This window comes from Streptomyces sp. NBC_00984 (assembly GCF_045162475.1).
Taxonomy (GTDB): domain Bacteria; phylum Actinomycetota; class Actinomycetes; order Streptomycetales; family Streptomycetaceae; genus Streptomyces.
Genome location: NZ_CP108734.1, coordinates 3,433,805 through 3,450,567, shown reverse-complemented (window position 1 = coordinate 3,450,567; position 16,763 = coordinate 3,433,805). Strand labels below are relative to the sequence as shown.

At 71.4% G+C, this 16,763-nt stretch carries 17 protein-coding genes and 2 pseudogenes; 6 read left to right on the top strand and 13 right to left on the bottom strand.

Annotation, left to right across the window (positions count from 1 at the left end; genetic code table 11):
• Nucleotides 1-340 precede the first annotated feature (340 nt).
• Nucleotides 341-520, top strand: coding sequence for a hypothetical protein (locus OG520_RS14925; RefSeq protein WP_399327485.1), 180 nt, complete (start codon nucleotides 341-343; stop codon nucleotides 518-520).
• 143 nt (nucleotides 521-663) lie between these two features.
• Here OG520_RS14925 and OG520_RS14920 read toward each other — a convergent pair whose 3' ends face one another.
• The 4 genes and pseudogenes from OG520_RS14920 to OG520_RS14905 form a co-directional block, all read right to left on the bottom strand.
• Nucleotides 664-1,101 carry a peptidase inhibitor family I36 protein gene (locus tag OG520_RS14920; RefSeq protein ID WP_406013496.1) on the bottom strand — a complete coding sequence of 146 codons (438 nt, stop codon included), beginning with the start codon at nucleotides 1,099-1,101 and terminating at the stop codon, nucleotides 664-666.
• 435 nt (nucleotides 1,102-1,536) lie between these two features.
• Complete coding sequence (locus tag OG520_RS14915) at nucleotides 1,537-2,394, bottom strand: class I SAM-dependent methyltransferase (RefSeq protein WP_406013495.1); 858 nt, start codon at nucleotides 2,392-2,394, stop codon at nucleotides 1,537-1,539.
• Nucleotides 2,395-2,697: 303 nt separating this feature from the next.
• On the bottom strand, nucleotides 2,698-3,492 hold the full coding sequence (locus OG520_RS14910) for an integrase (RefSeq protein WP_406013494.1): 795 nt from the start codon (nucleotides 3,490-3,492) through the stop codon (nucleotides 2,698-2,700).
• A 236-nt stretch (nucleotides 3,493-3,728) separates the two neighbouring features.
• A pseudogene (locus OG520_RS14905) lies at nucleotides 3,729-3,836 on the bottom strand (peptide-methionine (S)-S-oxide reductase); the annotation flags it as partial.
• Between the two features lie 275 nt (nucleotides 3,837-4,111).
• On the opposite strand from OG520_RS14905, the pseudogene OG520_RS14900 reads away from it, so the two are divergent.
• Nucleotides 4,112-4,429 (top strand): annotated as a pseudogene (locus OG520_RS14900) (RICIN domain-containing protein); the annotation flags it as partial.
• 165 nt (nucleotides 4,430-4,594) lie between these two features.
• Here the strand turns inward: OG520_RS14900 and msrA are convergent.
• Both msrA and OG520_RS14890 read right to left on the bottom strand, forming a co-directional pair.
• Nucleotides 4,595-5,260, bottom strand: coding sequence for a peptide-methionine (S)-S-oxide reductase MsrA (msrA, locus tag OG520_RS14895; protein ID WP_406013493.1), 666 nt, complete (start codon nucleotides 5,258-5,260; stop codon nucleotides 4,595-4,597).
• Between the two features lie 81 nt (nucleotides 5,261-5,341).
• Complete coding sequence (locus tag OG520_RS14890) at nucleotides 5,342-6,445, bottom strand: hypothetical protein (protein WP_406013492.1); 1,104 nt, start codon at nucleotides 6,443-6,445, stop codon at nucleotides 5,342-5,344.
• 68 nt (nucleotides 6,446-6,513) lie between these two features.
• Between OG520_RS14890 and OG520_RS14885 the strand changes: the two genes are divergently transcribed.
• Nucleotides 6,514-7,659, top strand: coding sequence for a cystathionine gamma-synthase (locus OG520_RS14885; RefSeq protein WP_406013491.1), 1,146 nt, complete (start codon nucleotides 6,514-6,516; stop codon nucleotides 7,657-7,659).
• A 95-nt stretch (nucleotides 7,660-7,754) separates the two neighbouring features.
• Here the strand turns inward: OG520_RS14885 and OG520_RS14880 are convergent, their stop codons facing one another.
• From OG520_RS14880 to OG520_RS14865, 4 genes are all read right to left on the bottom strand, one after another.
• A complete protein-coding gene (locus tag OG520_RS14880) occupies nucleotides 7,755-7,946 on the bottom strand; it encodes a DUF1059 domain-containing protein (protein ID WP_266415069.1) in 192 nt (63 codons plus the stop codon).
• A 63-nt stretch (nucleotides 7,947-8,009) separates the two neighbouring features.
• Entirely contained in the window at nucleotides 8,010-8,258 is a 249-nt protein-coding gene (locus OG520_RS14875) for a hypothetical protein (protein WP_399327494.1), read from the bottom strand.
• A complete protein-coding gene (locus OG520_RS14870) occupies nucleotides 8,255-8,749 on the bottom strand; it encodes a sigma factor-like helix-turn-helix DNA-binding protein (RefSeq protein WP_406013490.1) in 495 nt (164 codons plus the stop codon). Before OG520_RS14870 ends, OG520_RS14875 begins: the two co-directional genes overlap by 4 nt.
• 74 nt (nucleotides 8,750-8,823) lie before the next feature.
• Complete coding sequence (locus OG520_RS14865; protein WP_266415063.1) at nucleotides 8,824-9,354, bottom strand: MarR family winged helix-turn-helix transcriptional regulator; 531 nt, start codon at nucleotides 9,352-9,354, stop codon at nucleotides 8,824-8,826.
• A gap of 177 nt (nucleotides 9,355-9,531) precedes the next feature.
• Here OG520_RS14865 and ilvA point away from each other — a divergent pair, with 177 nt between their 5' ends.
• On the top strand, nucleotides 9,532-10,761 hold the full coding sequence (gene ilvA / locus OG520_RS14860) for a threonine ammonia-lyase (RefSeq protein WP_266415061.1): 1,230 nt from the start codon (nucleotides 9,532-9,534) through the stop codon (nucleotides 10,759-10,761).
• Between the two features lie 213 nt (nucleotides 10,762-10,974).
• Here ilvA and greA read toward each other — a convergent pair whose 3' ends face one another.
• Together greA and OG520_RS14850 are read right to left on the bottom strand one after the other, a co-directional pair.
• Nucleotides 10,975-11,472 carry a transcription elongation factor GreA gene (greA, locus tag OG520_RS14855; protein ID WP_266415059.1) on the bottom strand — a complete coding sequence of 166 codons (498 nt, stop codon included), beginning with the start codon at nucleotides 11,470-11,472 and terminating at the stop codon, nucleotides 10,975-10,977.
• A gap of 183 nt (nucleotides 11,473-11,655) precedes the next feature.
• Nucleotides 11,656-12,072 carry a DUF4307 domain-containing protein gene (locus tag OG520_RS14850; protein ID WP_266415057.1) on the bottom strand — a complete coding sequence of 139 codons (417 nt, stop codon included), beginning with the start codon at nucleotides 12,070-12,072 and terminating at the stop codon, nucleotides 11,656-11,658.
• A gap of 97 nt (nucleotides 12,073-12,169) precedes the next feature.
• On the opposite strand from OG520_RS14850, the gene mca reads away from it, so the two are divergent.
• Both mca and OG520_RS14840 read left to right on the top strand, forming a co-directional pair.
• Entirely contained in the window at nucleotides 12,170-13,051 is an 882-nt protein-coding gene (mca, locus tag OG520_RS14845) for a mycothiol conjugate amidase Mca (protein ID WP_406013489.1), read from the top strand.
• A 1-nt stretch (nucleotide 13,052) separates the two neighbouring features.
• The gene (locus tag OG520_RS14840) at nucleotides 13,053-13,289 is read left to right on the top strand and encodes a hypothetical protein (RefSeq protein ID WP_266415053.1); all 237 of its coding nucleotides are present in this window, start codon (nucleotides 13,053-13,055) and stop codon (nucleotides 13,287-13,289) included.
• Nucleotides 13,290-13,391: 102 nt separating this feature from the next.
• On the opposite strand, the gene OG520_RS14835 is transcribed toward OG520_RS14840, so the two are convergent.
• Nucleotides 13,392-16,670, bottom strand: a complete 3,279-nt coding sequence (locus OG520_RS14835; RefSeq protein ID WP_406013488.1) for a tetratricopeptide repeat protein — start codon at nucleotides 16,668-16,670, stop codon at nucleotides 13,392-13,394.
• Nucleotides 16,671-16,763 lie beyond the last annotated feature (93 nt).

Sequence of the window (16,763 nt, the reverse complement as noted above, 5' to 3'; positions counted from 1 at the left end):
GGGCGGCCGGGCGGCCGATCCGTAACGACTCGGCCACAGGCGTTCTTGCGGGAGGCGCCGGACGGCAGGGATGGGGCAGGCTGGGGGTGCTCAACACAACCCGATGGTGCTCGTGTCGACGAGGACCCGACCTCTGGGGGGACGGACATGAACACCTTCCACAGGTGGATGAGCTGCCCTACCCGCTACGGACGTTAGCCGGGGCCTGTCTTGGGGCGCAGCCTCGACCGGACATGGCGGTGATCGCCGTCGGTCGCATGTGATGGGCTGCAGCGCACCCTGTTGGTTCCCGGACTCCAAGCGGTCGGTATCTCATCGTTCCCGCCATCGGAGGGGTCTCATGAACACTCTCATTCTGCAATTAGCGGTCGGCACGCCGAAGGTGCTGCTCGCGGTGGTCGTCGTCCTCGCGGTGACCTTCCTGCTGGCCCTCGTCATCGCCGTGCGCGGCACCGCTCCCGCGCAACGAGCGGCGGTGCTGCGTGCCTTCGCCGAACTCGTATCAACCCGTCGTCGTTGATCGGCGCCCGGCGTCGTGGGACGGGGCATTGCGGAGCCTTCACATGGCCGTGGCCGCCCCCTGATCGCAGGAGACGGCCACGGCACCGGGGCTGCGGGTCGATGGGCCGCTCGGGTGCGGCCTCGCCGACGGTTCGGCCGGTGTTACACCCAGCGGACGATGTCGACCGTGTCGTTCGTCTGCGGGGGCTCCTGGAGGGACTGCTGTGGGAACAGCGGGCGGATTGTCTCCTCGTCCGTGTCGATGAGCACGGCGAGGTGGTTGGTGTTGTTCACCCACGAGGAGACTTCGTCGGCCGCGGTGGGGCCGTTGACGCCGCCGCTCATGGGCAGGTCGCGCAGGTCGACGTGGTGGCCGGCGCCGATGCCGTAGGCCGGGCCTCGATTGTTGTAGTCGCGGTACAGGCACAGGGTGGCGGGCGGGCACGGCTCGCTGTCCTGGAGCTTGACCACGCCGGGCGGCAGGTGGTTGGCAGCGGCGTCGGCAGTGGTGGTGCCGGGGAACAGCACGATGACCACGGCTGCGGCTGCCGAGGCGGCCACGCGGGCCAGACTGCTGGGTCGCTGGAAGCTGGTCGTCATCACTTCTCTCCAAGGGGCTGATCGCCTGGCCGTGCCGGGCGCGCAGGGAACTGCTCGGGCCCCGGGAGTCCTGTACCGGCCCCGGAGTTGACCGGAAACCGCGGATTCCTCGATGGGGCGTCTCCACCTCGGGGAAATTACTCTGTGTATTTAAATTATTACCGAATGTGTTCGCGCTGGCGTGTTCGTGGTCCCGCAGGGGCCGCCGCCCTCCGGCACCGCTTTGATCAGCACGGATGTCGGGGCGCGGCCGTCGGCAGCCGCGTTCCGGCAGGCGTGCCGGAGGCGCTGCTGTACCCGACCGGACGCATCGCGCGGCAGTTGGGCGACGGTGGGCGCGGAGCGCCGCCGGCCGGCGGCGCTCCGGAGCCGGTGCGGCGGAGGAGCGTCAGCCCGCGTGCCGCCACCAGAAGGAGCCCGGGTGGAAGTGCCTGGTCACGCCGAGCCGGCGCCAGAGCGGGTCAAGGATCCTCCACAGTTCCGGGTCGGCGTGGATGAAGGCGTTCGGCAACTGGAGTCGAAGCGCTCCGGCGCGGCGGTGAGCAGCGCGGCCAGGAGGTACTGCTCCGAGTAGAGGCGCCAGCGCCAGGACTCCGGATAGTCCGCCGGAAGCATGATGTCGTGGACCTGGATGAGCACCCCCGGCTTGAGGCGGGGCAGCAGCTCGAAGAAGAACACCATGACGTCGGAGCCCATCTGGAGCCGGTGCGAGCCGTCGACGAAGAGGATGTCGCCCGGCTCCAGTTCGGCGAAGACGCCGAGGTCGGCGTCCTGGAGCGGGAGACGGATCACCTCGTCGCAGAGGTGGTCGATATGGGCCCGGGGCTCCGGGTCGATGGACGTGATGCGGGTGTTCAGGCCGAGGTCCCGGATGGCCCGGCGGGCGAACTTGGTGGAGTTCCCGGAGCCGACTTCGAGATAGCGGGCCGGCCTCTCGGAGGCGAGGAAGCCATAGAGCGAGAGCGCGTCCAGCGGGGGCAGCCAGGTGTTGCCCCAGTAGGCGGCGGACGCCTTCTCCACCCCTTTCAAGGGGATCCCGGCCAGCTGGTCGGCGTACTCCAGGAAGCCGGTGAGGTGTTCGGCGTAACACTCCCGGTTCCTCTCCAGGAGCTCGCGCACGGGGCCGAGTTCGGCGCGCGGCTCGGGTGTCACCACATGGTCCAAAAACACCGGCTTGGCCAGGCCGAAAGCCCACATGACCAGGCCGAACGCGGTGGGCTTGCGCTCCAGCCGGTCGAGTCCACGGCGTAAAACGGGGAGCCGCTCCAGCAGGGTGGGAGTGGGTTCGGGCACGGCATTCGAAGTCTGCGTGTGCAAGGAGGGGGAACCTTTCGATCGGTTGGACGGCCGAGAAGGGTGAGCCACGGGTCCCGCAAGCGCTGTTCGGTCAGGGCGGTGGAGGCAGTGGAGGCGGTGAAGGCGGCGGAGGTGGTGGGCTTGGTGTTGACGGTGGAGTCGGCGATGCTTCGGACGCCGGTGATCCTTTCCCGGATCGGTCCCCGGTATCCACGAGGGCCGTCCGTACGGCGCCGGCGGGCCCGGCCTCCCACCGCGCAGGGTCGGATGGCAGGTGCAGGCACCCTCTGTCAGCAGCGGTCAAGTCTCGCCGAGGCCGGTGCAGTGCGCGATCGTCGCATCGTCCGCCGCCACCGCGTGGCGGGCCTCCGCCTGCCGGACACGGCGGATGATTTCGGCGGGTCCGCTCGATGCCAGGAGGGCGATGACCGTCGGCCAGTCGGCGAGCCGGAACCGGTCCACGATGCGGCTGGCCCCGTTGCTGAGCGGAGTGGCACCGGCCAGCTCGGAGACCGGACACCTCCCGGTGATCGCTTCGTCCGCCGCCCGGGGGTCGTCCTTGGCCACCCAGAAGCCGCCCGGCTGGTTCCGGTTGGCCCGTAGCTCTCGGAGGACGCGGTGGTACGTGTCGCTCCCCTCGGCAGTGGCTTCGAGCGCGGACGCGTAGGGGCGGCTGATGACCACTTCCCGGGGATCGGAGACGACGAGCGGCGCGCCGTCCGCCCGGTCGAGCACCAAGGTCGAATCACCGAGCACCAGATACTCGACGAGGCCGTCGGACAGGCGCAGGACGGCTACGGCTGCCGACGGGCTGATCGGGGCGGCTACGTCGCAGGTGTCCCGGTGATCGTTTGTCACCCGCTCGATGGCCTCGGCCAGCAGCTCCGGGAGGCTGCGGTTCCGTGCGAGGGACAGAAGGACGAGGAGGCCGCCTCCCAGGCGGTTGGCGTACCAGGCCACGCCATGCCGACAGACCGATGCGGTGCCGGGGATGCCGGCACCGTCGACCAGCACCGCTGCCGTCGGCAGGGCGCTGGTGAAGTCCTCATTCGTGCGGCCGGTCCGCGCCACAGCACTCGTCATCGTCACCCGCATGCCCTGATCCTGCCCTCCCGGCGGTAGGGCCACGCGCCACCCGGCAGCCGTCCGGATCACGGGCAGTAACCGGACGGCTGACCCCGACGATTCAGTGGCCGGGGCCGGGGCCGGGGTGCGCGAGGACCGCATCGGAAGCGCTGCCTGATCCTCGCCGCGCCCCTCTCGCATAGGCGTAGACGTGCCCGCCGGCCACAAGCAGGCGGGCGGGCATTCGCCGGGCCGCAGGCGGCCTGTCGCGGTGCGGCGGGAGCCACCCCGATCGGGCACGAGACCCCCGTGTCGTCGATGCCGCAGTAGCCCGCCGGGTTCTTGTCGAGGTACTGCTGGTGACGGTCATCGGCGGTGTCATGGCGCAGTCGTGCGATGCCCGCCGATCGGTCGTTCGAGGGCGTGTCGATTCTTCTGAGTCGTCAGGAGTTGATTTCTGGCCGTATGGCTCAGTTGCCAGACCGTAGACGGGTTGGTGGTCGTTACTTCAGTGGTCGATTTATCACTGAACGAGGAGAAATCATGGCCGTGTTCACTGCCGCTCTGGTAGCCCGTCACAGCAACAAGCTCGTGTCCTTCACCGCCTCGGGGGACCGAGGACGGAGCTGAGGTCGTCCAGTGGACGGACAAGAACAAGCCCAACCAGCACTGGAACCTGGTGGCGACGACGGGTGGCTACTACAACGTCATCGCCGTGCACAGTGGCAAGGCCCTGTCCGTCACTGCTTCGGATACCGAGGACGGTGGGACAGTCGTGCAGTGGACGAACAAGGGCAAGCCCAACCAGGAGTGGAAGCTCGTCCAGAAGGACGACGGGTACTTCTCCCTGGAGGCACGCCACAGCGGCAAGCTTCTGTCCGTCATCGGTGAGGACACTGCGGACGGCGCCAAGCTCGTCCAGTGGACCGACAAGGACAAGCCCAACCAGCAGTTCCGCCTCGGCTGAACCGCACCTTCGGAGCTCCGTCGGCTGCACCCGGTGGGGCTCCGTTGTGTCTGGCGCCAGCGTGTGCGGCATCCGTGGGCATTTCCCACCCACCGCACGGCGATCACCGCTGCACACACAGCGTGAGCGCAGTGTCGTTGCGGTGACAGCGCGGCTTCCGGGCCTTCACTCCCCGGCGGGAGCCACCCCGATCGGGCACGAGACCCCCGTGCCGCCGATCCCGCAGTAGCCCGCCGGGTTCTTGTCGAGGTACTGCTGGTGGTACGCCTCGGCCGGCCAGAACGTGCGGCCCTCCGCCGGGAGGATCTCCGTGGTGATCGTGGAGTGGCCGGAGGCCGTGAGGACCTTCTGGTACGCCTCGCGGGAGGCTGCCACGGCGGCCTCCTGCTCGGGGGAGTGGGTGTAGATCGCCGAGCGGTACTGGGTGCCCACGTCGTTGCCCTGGCGGAAGCCCTGGGTCGGGTCGTGGGACTCCCAGAAGAGCTTCAGCAGCTCGGCGTACGAGACGGTCTTCGGGTCGAAGACGACGCGGACCGCCTCGGTGTGGCCGGTGAGACCCGAGCAGACCTCTTCGTACGCGGGGTTCTCGGTGTAGCCGCCCTGGTAGCCGACGAGCGTCGTCCAGACGCCGTCCGTCTGCCAGAACTTGCGCTCGGCGCCCCAGAAACAGCCCAGCGCGAAGTCCGCGACCTCCAGGCCCTGCGGGTACGGGCCGAGCAACTGGTTGCCGAGGACCGTGTGGCGGGACGGGACGGTGAATTCGGGGGTGGGGCGGCCCTTCAGGGCCTCCTCCGGGGTGGGGAGCTGAGGGGTGCGGCGTTGCAGGAACATGCGGGGGTTCCTCCTGGGGTGGGTGTGCAGTGCGTACAACGCGGCGGGAGCGCCATGGATTCCGCCCGCCGGGGCCGGGCCCTACCGCGGCAGCGTCGCCGGGCTGCCGCCGTTCGCCTCGTAGCCGGCCACCGCCAGCGCCCGGTAGACCGTGTACTCGGCGGCCGGATCGGGGTCCTGCGTCCACGGCAGGGCGCCCACGTGGCCGTCGATGTGGACGAGCTGGTTCATCGCCTCCGACCAGCGCTCCATCCGGACGAGAAAGAGGACCAGCAGATGGCGGACGTGCGCGAGCATCGGGTCGTCGGGGTGGGCCGCGTGCACCGCGAACAGGGCACCCTCGACCGCCTTGGTCACCACCAGGCCGCGGTAGAAGCCCTGCACCAGATTGACCTCGGGCAGATGCTCGTACACCGCGAAGAGCGGCAGCGCGGCCAGCAGCGAGCCCTGCGGGGCGCGGGCGGCGGCCGCGGTGGCGAAGCGGTCGGCGTCCTCGCGCGAACCGTGCCACTTCTCGCACCAGTAGTGCAGCGCGGCGATGTGCGCGCCCATGTGGGCCGGGGCCCGGTCCATCACCTTCGCCCAGAGCCGGTCGAACTCCTCGTGGGAGTAGCCGAGTCCGCGGGAGACGGCCAGTTCGGTGAGGTACGGAACGGGGTCGCCCGGCGCCAGCAGCGCCGCCTCGCCGCAGACCGTGCGGGCCTCCTCCAGGATGATGCGGAAGTCGTCCGTCCCCGCGGTCGACGAACGCCACGCCTGCTGCACCAGGAACTCGGCGTGCACCGCCGCACCGCCCGCGTCCTTCGGCGCCTGGGCCCGCCACTTGCGCAGCCACGCACCACCGACACCGGGCTGCTGCGCCAGCTCCAGCGAGGCGGCCCCGGCGAAGGCCTGCACCCGCTGCCACCGCACCTCGCCCTCCTTGGGCGTGCCGGCCAGCAGCTGCGAGGCCGCCCGCCAGTCCTGGGAACGCTGCACGACGTCGAGCACATCGAGAAGATCCTGGTCCGGGCCCGGCAGCCGGATGTCCAGTTCCTCCTGGCGCACGAAGCCGTAGGCGTCCGGGTCGGCGGCGTCCGGGGAACCCGGCGCGACCTGGCGGATTCCGCCGCGGCGGCGCAGCACGAAGGGGCCGACGACCGCGGCGAGCATGCACAGGGCGAGCAGGAACCAGAGAATCTCCATGCACCCATTGTCACCGGACGGCCCGGTAGTCCGGTGGGCGCCCTCGCGACGAACTACGCTCGGGCCCCATGAGCGACCAGCACAGCTTCGAGACCCTCGCGATCCACGCGGGAAACACCGCCGATCCCCTCACCGGCGCCGTTGTTCCGCCCATTTACCAGGTGTCCACGTACAAGCAGGACGGTGTGGGCGGACTGCGCGGCGGCTACGAGTACAGCCGCAGCGCCAACCCGACCCGTACCGCACTGGAGGAGAACCTCGCGGCCCTGGAGGGCGGCCGCCGCGGACTCGCCTTCGCCTCCGGCCTCGCCGCCGAGGACTGCCTGCTCCGTACGCTGCTGACCCCCGGCGACCATGTGGTCATCCCGAACGACGCCTACGGCGGCACGTTCCGGCTGTTCGCGAAGGTCGTCTCGCGGTGGGGCGTCGAGTTCTCCGTCGCCGACACCTCGGACGTGGCGGCGGTACGGGCGGCGATCACCCCGCGCACCAAGGCGATCTGGGTGGAGACCCCGTCCAACCCGCTGCTCGGCATCACCGACATCGCCGCGATCGCCGGTGTGGCCCGCGCCGCGGGTGCGCGCCTGGTCGTCGACAACACCTTCGCCAGCCCCTACCTCCAGCAGCCCCTGGCCCTGGGCGCCGATGTGGTGGTGCACTCCACCACGAAGTACATGGGCGGCCACTCGGACGTCGTCGGCGGCGCGCTGATCGTCAGCGACCCGGAACTCGCCGAGGAGTTGGCGTACCACCAGAACGCGATGGGCGCGGTCGCCGGACCGTTCGACGCCTGGCTGGTGCTGCGCGGCATCAAGACCCTGGCGGTCCGCATGGACCGGCACAGCGAGAACGCCACCAAGGTCACCGATCTGCTGACCCGGCACCCCAAGGTCACCCAGGTCCTCTACCCGGGGCTGCCCGAGCACCCGGGCCACGAGATCGCCGCGAAGCAGATGAAGGCGTTCGGCGGCATGGTGTCCTTCCGGGTCGAGGGCGGCGAGGAGGCCGCGGTCCAGGTCTGCAACCGGGCGAAGCTGTTCACCCTCGGTGAGTCGCTGGGCGGCGTCGAGTCGCTCGTGGAGCACCCCGGCCGCATGACGCACGCCTCGGCGGCGGGCTCCCCGCTGGAGGTGCCGGCCGACCTCGTCCGCGTCTCCGTCGGCATCGAGAACGCCGACGACCTGCTGGCCGACCTGACACAGGCGCTCGGCTAGGGCCTGTCCGGCGGATCATGGTCGGACAGGCCCTAGGACCTCAAGAAATCCGGGCGGCCCCGCACACTCGGGTCCGCCCGGCCGTCCGCGGCGTGTCAGGCGTTGACCTTCTCGTCCTCCAGCATCGCCCGGATCTGTTCGCGCAGTTCCGGGCTGTCGCTGTGCTCATGGACGGAGACCGCATGCTCCGTCGCGGCCCGTACGACTTCCTCTTCCTCACCGGAGATGGTGAGCGAGCAGTGCGACACACTCGGATGCTTGCGGCAGTCAGCGATCTTCCTGGTCATGGCAGCCTCCTCGGCCGGTTCCGCATGCCGCCCATTCCAGGATAGTTCGCCCGGAATTGCCGCTCACCAGCCCTCCAGCGGCGTCGTCTCGGCGGGAGGTGCCTGCCAGGGATGCGCCGCCATCGCCCAGACCGTGAAGGCCACCGCCGCGGCGCACGCCACCAGCAGCATCAGCCGGCGGGCGAACAGCCGCCGGCGCAGCAGCCTGCCGCCGCGCTCCGCCACCCGCTGCGCCAGATCGGCGGGCACCTGGGGATGCGGGCCGTCCAGCATCCGCCGGACCTCGTCCTCCCGGTCGCCGCCGCGGCTCACCGCGTGACCCCCAGCGGACCCGGTGTGCCCCGCCGCGCCGTGGGCCGGCGGGTGCCGCGCATCGTGGCCACCGAGCGGTTGCAGATCGCCTGCACCCGCTCCACCGGAAGGCCGAGCAGCGCCGCGGCCTGCTCCTCCGCGACCCCCTCGTACAGCCGCAGCACGAGGACGAGGCGTTCCTGCGGCGTCAGTGGGTCCAGCAGCCCGCCGCGCGGCCGGTGGTGCCGCCAGACCTCGTGGGCGAACCGGACGGCGAGCTCGCGCCGGGTGCGGTCGTACGGATCCTCGCCGCGCAGCCGGTCCCACTGCGCGTACGTGCGCGCCAGGGCGGCCGTGAGCAGCCGCTGGGCCCGGGGATTGGCTCCCGGCGGACGCATGGGCTCGGCGGTGAGCAGCGTGGCGGTGTGCAGCAGACGGCCGGCCGCGCCCGCGACGAAGGTCTCGAACTCCTGGGCGCGGCGCCGCTCCCGGCCCGTCTGGCGCTCTCGCACAGTCCACATACGAGCCGCTGCGGGTCTCCCGGTCAAGAGGTGTGCAGCAGGTCGGTCCGGACCCGGAGCTTCCGTCAGCCGGCCGGGGGCGCCTGGTGCGAGGTCTGGCGGGCGGCCAGCGAGGTGTTGAACCGGGTGAGCAGTGCGCAGAAGGTCTCGCGCTCCTCGGCCGTCCAGCCGTCCGTCACCTGGGTCATGAGCTCGCGCCGGGAGCCGCGGACCTCGTCCAGTCGCGCCTGGCCGCGCGGCGACAGCTGGAGCACGACGGCCCGGCCGTCCTCGGGGTGCGAGGTGCGTTTGACCAGCCCGGTGTCGACGAGCGGTGCGACCTGCCGGGTCACGGTCGAGGAGTCGATCCCCATGCCCGCGGCGAGTGCCTTGACGCCCATCGGCCCTTCCCGGTCCAGCCGGTTGAGCAGCAGATAGGCGGCCCGGTCCATGGAATTGCGCACCTGGCCGACACCGCCGAGGCGGGTCTGCTCGGCACGGCGGGCGAATACCGCGACCTGGTGCTGCAGAGCGTCGAGGACGTGGTCGGAACCCGTGGGTTCGGGGGCGGCGCCCCCGGAAGGAGACGCAGCTGTCGTCATGTCCTGAGGGGGCATGGCCGGGGGCTCTCTTCGTGCGGTGTCGGATGGGTGGGGGACAGAGTACGCGGCCACAGGGCAACGCGTACCAGCGCTGCACAAACCTGTGGACAACGGTCCAGGAGGGGGCCGGACGCGGCGGCCGCCGCCCTGCCGAGCGGCGGGACCTGCGGGCCGAGCTGCAAGACTTACGGTATGAACTTCCGCGTGACCGGCCACTTCCCCCCGCTGATCCTCGACGACATCCGCGGGGCGCAGAAGATGCTCTCCGGCGTGGCCAGGGTGACCGCCATGGAAGGCAGCCGCCACCTGAGCGACCTCGTGGGCGCGCCGGTCCATTTCAAGTGCGAGAACCTCCAGCGGACCGGCTCGTTCAAACTGCGTGGCGCGTATGTACGGATCGCGGGCCTGTCCCCGGTGGAGCGGGCGGCCGGAGTCGTCGCCGCGAGCGCCGGAAACCATGCGCAGGGTGTCGCACTCGCGTCTGCGCTGCTCGGTGTACGGTCCACGGTCTTCATGCCGGTCGGGGCGCCGCTGCCGAAGGTGGCCGCCACCCGGCAGTACGGGGCGCAGGTCCGGCTGCACGGACATGTCGTCGACGACACGCTCGCCGCCGCGCAGGAGTACGCGCGGGAGACCGGTGCGGTCTTCATCCATCCCTTCGACCACCCGGACATCATCGCCGGACAGGGCACGGTGGGCCTGGAGATCCTCGAACAGTGCCCCGAGGTGCGCACCATCGTCGTGGGGATCGGCGGCGGTGGTCTCGCGGCGGGCATCGCGGTGGCGGTCAAGGCGGTCCGGCCCGATGTGCGGATCGTCGGGGTGCAGGCGGCGGGTGCGGCCTGCTATCCGCCCTCGCTGGCCGTGGGCCATCCGGTGTCGATCGGTTCGCTGAACACGATGGCGGACGGCATCAAGGTGGGGCGCCCCGGGGATGTGCCGTTCGAGCTGGTCAGGGAGCTGGTCGACGAGGTCCGTACGGTCTCCGAGGACGAGCTGTCCAGTGCGCTGCTGCTCTGTCTGGAGCGGGCGAAGCTGGTGGTGGAGCCGGCCGGTGCGAGCCCGGTCGCGGCGTTGCTGAGCGATCCGAAGTCGTTCCGCGGGCCGGTGGTCGCGCTGCTCTCGGGCGGCAATGTGGACCCGCTGCTGATGCAGCGCATCCTGACCCACGGCATGGTGGCGGCCGGCCGCTATCTGAGTCTGCGGCTGCGCCTGACGGACCGCCCCGGTGCGCTGGCCACCCTGCTGGGCGTGCTCTCGGTGGTCGACGCCAATGTGCTCGACATCGGGCATGTGCGGACCGATCCCCGGCTCGGGCTCACCGAGGTCGAGGTGGAGCTCCAGCTGGAGACGAAAGGGCCGGAGCACTGCGCGGAGGTCTCGGCGGCGCTGCGGGACGCGGGCTATCTGGTGATGAGCTGACCCTTGCCTGTCCCGATGTGTCGCCAGGCGCGGAAAGACCGGCCGGGCCGAACCGGGCCGCGCCGCGCTCGCCCCGGGTGCTCTTCGGTAACCCGGGTGTGTCGCCGTCGGGCGGCCGGCCGATGGCGCACCCGGTCCGGGCGCCGCTGATCCGCACACGCAGGGAGCCTCCGGCCCGACGGGCCGGAGGCTCCCTGCGTCGGTGGTGCGGGATCAGCCGGTGTACGGCTTCGCCGCGAGGATCTTCACGGTGGCCGTCTTGCCGTTCGGCAGCTCGTACTCGGCGTCCTCGCCCATCCGCTTGCCGTTCACGCCGGTGCCGAGCGGCGACTGCGGGGAGTACGTCTCGATGTCCGAGCTCGCGTACTCGCGCGAGGCGAGCAGGAAGGTCATCGTGTCGTCCGGGTCGTTGTCGAAGGAGATCGTCACGACCATGCCGGGCTCGACCACGCCGTCGTCGGCCGGTGCCTCGCCGACCTTCGCGTGCTCCAGGAGCTGGGTCAGCTGGCGCACCCGGAGCTCCATCTTGCCCTGCTCCTCCTTGGCCGCGTGGTACCCGCCGTTCTCGCGCAGGTCGCCCTCCTCACGGGCCGCCGCGATCTTTACGGCGATCTCCGTGCGCGCGGGACCAGACAGGTACTCCAGCTCGGCCTTGAGCTGGTTGTACGCCTCCTGCGTGAGCCAGGTGACGTTTTCGCTGGTCTGGGTCACAGGGTGCTCCTCGTCGGTACTGGGAATACAAAGCATCGCCCTACCCGTAAGCATGTGCTTCCACGGGTGGGCGAAACCACGAGCCTAACAATTCCGCAGGAAAAGGGGGAGAAGGTAAATCGACGGGACCGCGTATGCGCAGGTCGGGCCCGGGAACGGTGGGTCAGGGCCGGCGTGCGCCGGTCAATGCGAGGCCCCGTCGTCGACGGTGCAGCCCAGCAGCTCGACGCTGGTCGCCCTGGACGTCGTACGCAGCGTCAGGATCCGGTCGATCCGGTCCGTGCGCTCGTCGAAGCGGAAGTCCTTGCGGGCCACGTCGCTGCCGTCCTCCTGCTGCGCGCGCAGGGTGCAGTAGCCCTCGACGTCCTTGTCCTTGCGCACTTCGAGGTGGATGTCGACCCGCTCGTCCGAGACGACCTTGCGCTTGATCACCTCGGCGCTGATGCCCTGGCCGGCGACGTAGTCGTAACCGATCCAGCCGACCACACCGAGAAGCACGACGCCCAGCACCGAGCCGATGATCTTCAGCCGGCGGTCCGCGCGCTGGTCCGCGGAGCGGCCGTAGCGGTTCTCCGGAGGCGCCTCGGGCACCGCGGTCATGATCGTTCCTCCTGGGCCGGGGATCGAGGAATTTTCCACCCCCCGGTTCGGTCACTATAGAAGCCTGCCCATGTGCCGAATCACTGAGGATCGAGTCTTGACCGAGCAGCTGCGACTGATGGCCGTCCACGCCCACCCCGACGACGAGTCGAGCAAGGGCGCGGCCACCATGGCCAAGTATGTGTCCGAGGGGGTGGACGTGCTGGTGGTGACCTGCACGGGAGGAGAGCGCGGCTCCATCCTCAATCCGAAGCTCCAGGGCGACGCGTACATCGAGGAGAACATCCACGAGGTGCGCAAGAAGGAGATGGACGAGGCCCGGGAGATCCTGGGCGTCGAGCAGGAGTGGCTCGGCTTCGTCGACTCAGGCCTGCCCGAGGGCGACCCGCTGCCGCCGCTGCCCGAAGGCTGCTTCGCGCTGGAGGACGAGGAGAAGGCTGCGGGCCGTCTCGTCCGCAGCATCCGCGCGTTCCGTCCGCAGGCCATCACGACGTACGACGAGAACGGCGGGTACCCGCACCCCGACCACATCATGACCCACACGATCACGATGATCGCCTTCGACGGCGCGGCGGACACCGAGAAGTTCCCCGAGTCGGAGTTCGGCCCGGCCTGGCAGCCGCAGAAGCTCTACTACAACCAGGGCTTCAACCGGCCGCGCACGGTGGCGCTGCACGAGGCGCTGCTGGCCCGCGGCCTGGAGTCGCCGTACGGCGAGTGGCTGAAGCGCTGGAAGGAGTTCGAGCGCGACGAACGCACGCTGACCACGCACGTTCCGTGTGCGGACTTCTTCGAGATCCGCGACAAGGCGCTGATCGCGCACGCCACGCAGATCGATCCGGACGGCGGCTGGTTCCGCGTTCCGATGGACATCCAGAAGGAGGTCTGGCCGACCGAGGAGTACGAGCTGGCGAAGTCCCTCGTCGATACCTCCCTCCCCGAGAGCGACCTCTTCGCGGGCATCCGCGACAATGCCTGATATGTACGCGACCCAGGCACTGACCGACCTCGTTCCGCTTGCCGCTGAGCTCGACAAGAACAAGGTGACCCCCGGCGTTCTCGGCTTCATCGTCTTCGCGGCGCTCGCCGCAGGCGTGTGGCTGCTGATGAAGTCCATGAACCGGCACATGGGCAAGGTCGACTTCGAGGAGGCCCCGGACCCGGACGCGGTGGCGGCCGACGCCACCGCCGGGGCGGGCTCCGCGAAGCGGAAGTAGCGACGGAAGCGGGCGGCGGCGGCCCGGAAGGTCCCGGGCCGCCGCCCCGTCGCCCGGCGCAGGTCCGGCCGGTTCATGGCCGGACCGGACCCGACGCCGTCCTCACACGCCGGACGGGCCGTGCCCGGCCGGGACCGGTACGCCCATGACCTCCCGGGCATGACGCGTCGGCGTCATGCCCAGGCGCCATGCCTGCCAGCCGTCCTCCAGGTCCACACCGCGGTTCAGCACCACCGTGAACGCCTCCGCGCAGTCCTCCAGCTTGCCGTCACGCGCCGGATGCCCGGCCCCCAGCAGCTCGGCCAGTTCCTGCTGGGCCACCACCGTGCCCACCTCGCTGCCGCCCGGTGACGCGTAGGGCAGCAGCGTGCAGCGCAGGAAACGCGCCCAGTCCGCACCCCGCGCGTCGCCGTAGGAGTCGAACAGCTCCACCGCCTCGCCGCACAGCTCCAGCGCCTGCGGGGCACGGTTGTTGCCCGCGTCGATCAGCGCCAGCTCCAGGCACGTCCACGCCTCGCCGTGGGCGACCCCGATGCGCCGGAAGTCGGCGCGGGCGTCCACCAGGAGCTGGCGGGCGAAGCCGGAGTTGCGCAGGTTCCCGGTCTGGGCCGCCCGCTGGTCACGGGTGACCCGGCCCGAGTGGTGGCGGGCGCACGCCAGCCCGTACACGTCCCGCATCCGGGAGAACATCGTGCGGGCCCGCTCCAGCTGCCGGACGGCCGGGTCGGTGTCGCCGTTCTCCTCCAGCGCCTGGCCCAGGTAGAACAGCGTCCACGCCTCACCGCGCGCGTCCTCGTTGTCGCGGTGGCGGGCCAGCGCCCCGGTCAGCTGCTCCACGGCCGGGGCCGGGTCGCCGGCCAGGAGCCGGGCGCGGGCCAGCTGGGTCAGCGCCCATGCCTCGCCCCGCTCGTCACGGGTGCGGCCGTACAGGTCCAGGGCCCCGCGCAGCGCGTCCTCGGCCCGCTCCACCTCGCCCATCCGCAGCAGGGTCTGGCCGAGCTGGAACAGGGTCCACGCCTCGCCGTGCAGCGACTCGCCCTCCCGGTGCAGGGCCAGCGCGGTGTCCAGCAGGGTCAGCGCCTCCGCGAGCCGGGCCCGGTCGCGCTCGACGGCCGCCAGCGCGTGCAACGACCAGGCCCGGTCCTCCGCCTGCTCCTCGGAGGACTGCAGCTCGATCGCCTCGCGCAGCCGCGCCGACGCCTCGGTCAGATTGCCCTGGTGGTGCAAGGTGATGCCGAGCGAGCAGAGGGCCAGCGCCGTACCCGCCCCGTTCTGCGCCTCGCGGTACAGGCCGACGACCGACGACAGGGTGGTCCGGGCCTTGTCCAGCTCGCCGAGCTGACGGGCCGCGATGCCGGTACGCCACTGCACGGACCGCTCCAGCAGCCCCTGGTCCACCGCCTGCGTCAACTCGCTGATCTCGCCCAGCCGGTAGAGGTCGCCGCGCAGCAGGCAGTAGTCGCACAACGCGCCCAGCAGGTCCAGCACGGCCCCCTGGTCGACACCCTCGGCGTGCCGCAGCGCGGAGGTGATGAAGCTCGACTCGTCGTCCAGCCAGCGCAGCGCCGAGTCCAGCGAACCGAAGCCGTGCGAGCCGAACTGCCCGGCCCGGGTGGACATCTTGCCGTCCACCATGCGGATCACCGCACCGGCCAGGTCCGCGTAGTTCCGGATCAGCCGCTCCTGTGCCGCGGTACGGTCCGCCGCCTCCTCCTCGTCCCGCAGCCGGGCCAGGGCGAAGCCCCGTACGAGGTCGTGCAGCCGGTAGCGCGAGCCGCGCACATGGGTCAGCAGCCCGGCCCCGGCCAGGGCCTTCAGCAGCCGCTCGGCCTCCTGCTCGTCGGTGGACAGCAGCGCGGCCGCCGCGGCGGCTCCGAGGCTCGCCCGCCCGGCCAGCGCGAGCCGGCGCAGCAGCCGCCGGGCCTGCTCGGACTGGTCGGTGTAACGCAGCCACAGCGCCCGCTCGACCGGGGCGACCGGACCGTACCCGGCGAGATCGGCGGCGAGGGCGTCGCGGGTGCGTGTCCCCAGCGAGGAGCCCGCTATGCGCAGCGCGAGCGGCAGCCCACCGCACAGCTCGGCGACGGTGTCCGTCGCCCGCGCGTCGTACGGCCCCTCCTCCGTCCCGGCCGTCTCGCGCAGCAGCTCCTCCGCGCCGGCCGCGTCCAGCGCGCCGACCGGCAGGTGGTGGACCCGGGCCGGGATGTCGGCCGGCAGCTCCAGGGGCTCGCGGGCGGTGACCAGGACGAGGCTGTCGGAACGCTCGGGGACCAGCGTGCGGACCTGCTCCGCGTCGCCCGCGTCGTCGAGCACGATCGTCACCGGGGTGCCGGTCAGATGCTGGTGGTACAGCTCGCTCAGCCGTCGCACCTGCTGCTCGGCGGACGCCCTGCCCCGCGCCGACGGGGCCGCCCCGCCGGGGGACGCCCCGTCCCGGAACAGCAGCTGCTCACGGGGCGCGCCCAGCCGGTTCAGCAGGTGCAGCAGCGCGTCACGGGTCGGCAGCGGCGCCTCACCGGCCACATCGCCGCGCAGGTCCACCACGCAGGCGCCGCGGAACAGGTCCTTCAGGCCGTGCGCGGCCCGCACCGCGAGCGTGGTGCGTCCGGAGCCGGGCGTGCCGTGCAGGACGACGACGGTCGGTTTGGTCTCCGTCGACGCGCGGGCCTCCCGCACCCACCGGGCGATCTGCTCCAGTTCGGCCCGCCGCCCCGCGAACGGTCCGTCGGACGCGGGCAGATGGTCGGACGACTGCTCCAGCAGCGAGCGCGTACGGGCCGCCGCGCTGCGGTCCGTACGGCGCAGCGACGGAGCGGTCCGCGACTGCGGCGGGACCTTCTTCGCCGGGGTGCGGGACGAGGCGGTGAGCATCCGCTGCTGGTCGATGAAGGGGCGGATGCCCCGCACCTCCAGCGCCGCCAGCCACTGGAGCCGCAGCTGTTCGGCGCCGCCGGGCTGCCCTAGCGCGCCGGCCCTGCGGTGGGCGGCGGGCCAGTGCGAGGCGGTGACCTTGGCGACGGTGGCGGTGGCCCCGGCGACCGCGACGACGGCGCCCGCGCCGAGCGCCGGTCCCGTCGCCGTGCCGAACGCGACATCCGCGCCGAAGGCGGCGACCGCGGCAACTCCGGTGACCAGCAGGGGTGTTCCCATCGCCGCCCGGCTGAACCGCTGCGACAGCGGCTGCGTTCCGGCCTCCGCGGCGTCCAGCGCCTGGAGATACGCGGCGTACTCGTCGTCCGCGGCGGCCGCCAGCGAATCCAGCGCGGCCCGCCCGCGCGCCGTCAGCGTCCCGGCGTCGGCCCGGCCGCCCGAGCGCCGCACCTCTTCCTCCACGGCGCGCACCAACAGCCCTTCGGCTTCGGCCCGATGGCTGTCCCGCATGTGTGTCCCCCTCCGGATACGACGGTTGCGACGGCATCGGCCGGCATCGCCGCCCAGTCTCCTGCGTACGGCGCGTCAGCGCGAGAGAGTGAT

Excerpts from the sequence above, each read along its gene's own strand:
- OG520_RS14925 (WP_399327485.1), top strand. The coding sequence starts at position 341 with ATGAACACTCTCATTCTGCAATTAGCGGTCGGCACGCCGAAGGTGCTG.
- OG520_RS14920 (WP_406013496.1), bottom strand. The coding sequence starts at position 1,101 with ATGACGACCAGCTTCCAGCGACCCAGCAGTCTGGCCCGCGTGGCCGCC.
- OG520_RS14910 (WP_406013494.1), bottom strand. The coding sequence starts at position 3,492 with ATGCGGGTGACGATGACGAGTGCTGTGGCGCGGACCGGCCGCACGAAT.
- msrA (WP_406013493.1), bottom strand. The coding sequence starts at position 5,260 with ATGTTCCTGCAACGCCGCACCCCTCAGCTCCCCACCCCGGAGGAGGCC.
- OG520_RS14890 (WP_406013492.1), bottom strand. The coding sequence starts at position 6,445 with ATGGAGATTCTCTGGTTCCTGCTCGCCCTGTGCATGCTCGCCGCGGTC.
- OG520_RS14885 (WP_406013491.1), top strand. The coding sequence starts at position 6,514 with ATGAGCGACCAGCACAGCTTCGAGACCCTCGCGATCCACGCGGGAAAC.
- OG520_RS14880 (WP_266415069.1), bottom strand. The coding sequence starts at position 7,946 with ATGACCAGGAAGATCGCTGACTGCCGCAAGCATCCGAGTGTGTCGCAC.
- OG520_RS14865 (WP_266415063.1), bottom strand. The coding sequence starts at position 9,354 with ATGCCCCCTCAGGACATGACGACAGCTGCGTCTCCTTCCGGGGGCGCC.
- ilvA (WP_266415061.1), top strand. The coding sequence starts at position 9,532 with ATGAACTTCCGCGTGACCGGCCACTTCCCCCCGCTGATCCTCGACGAC.
- OG520_RS14850 (WP_266415057.1), bottom strand. The coding sequence starts at position 12,072 with ATGACCGCGGTGCCCGAGGCGCCTCCGGAGAACCGCTACGGCCGCTCC.
- OG520_RS14840 (WP_266415053.1), top strand. The coding sequence starts at position 13,053 with ATGTACGCGACCCAGGCACTGACCGACCTCGTTCCGCTTGCCGCTGAG.
- OG520_RS14835 (WP_406013488.1), bottom strand. The coding sequence starts at position 16,670 with ATGCGGGACAGCCATCGGGCCGAAGCCGAAGGGCTGTTGGTGCGCGCC.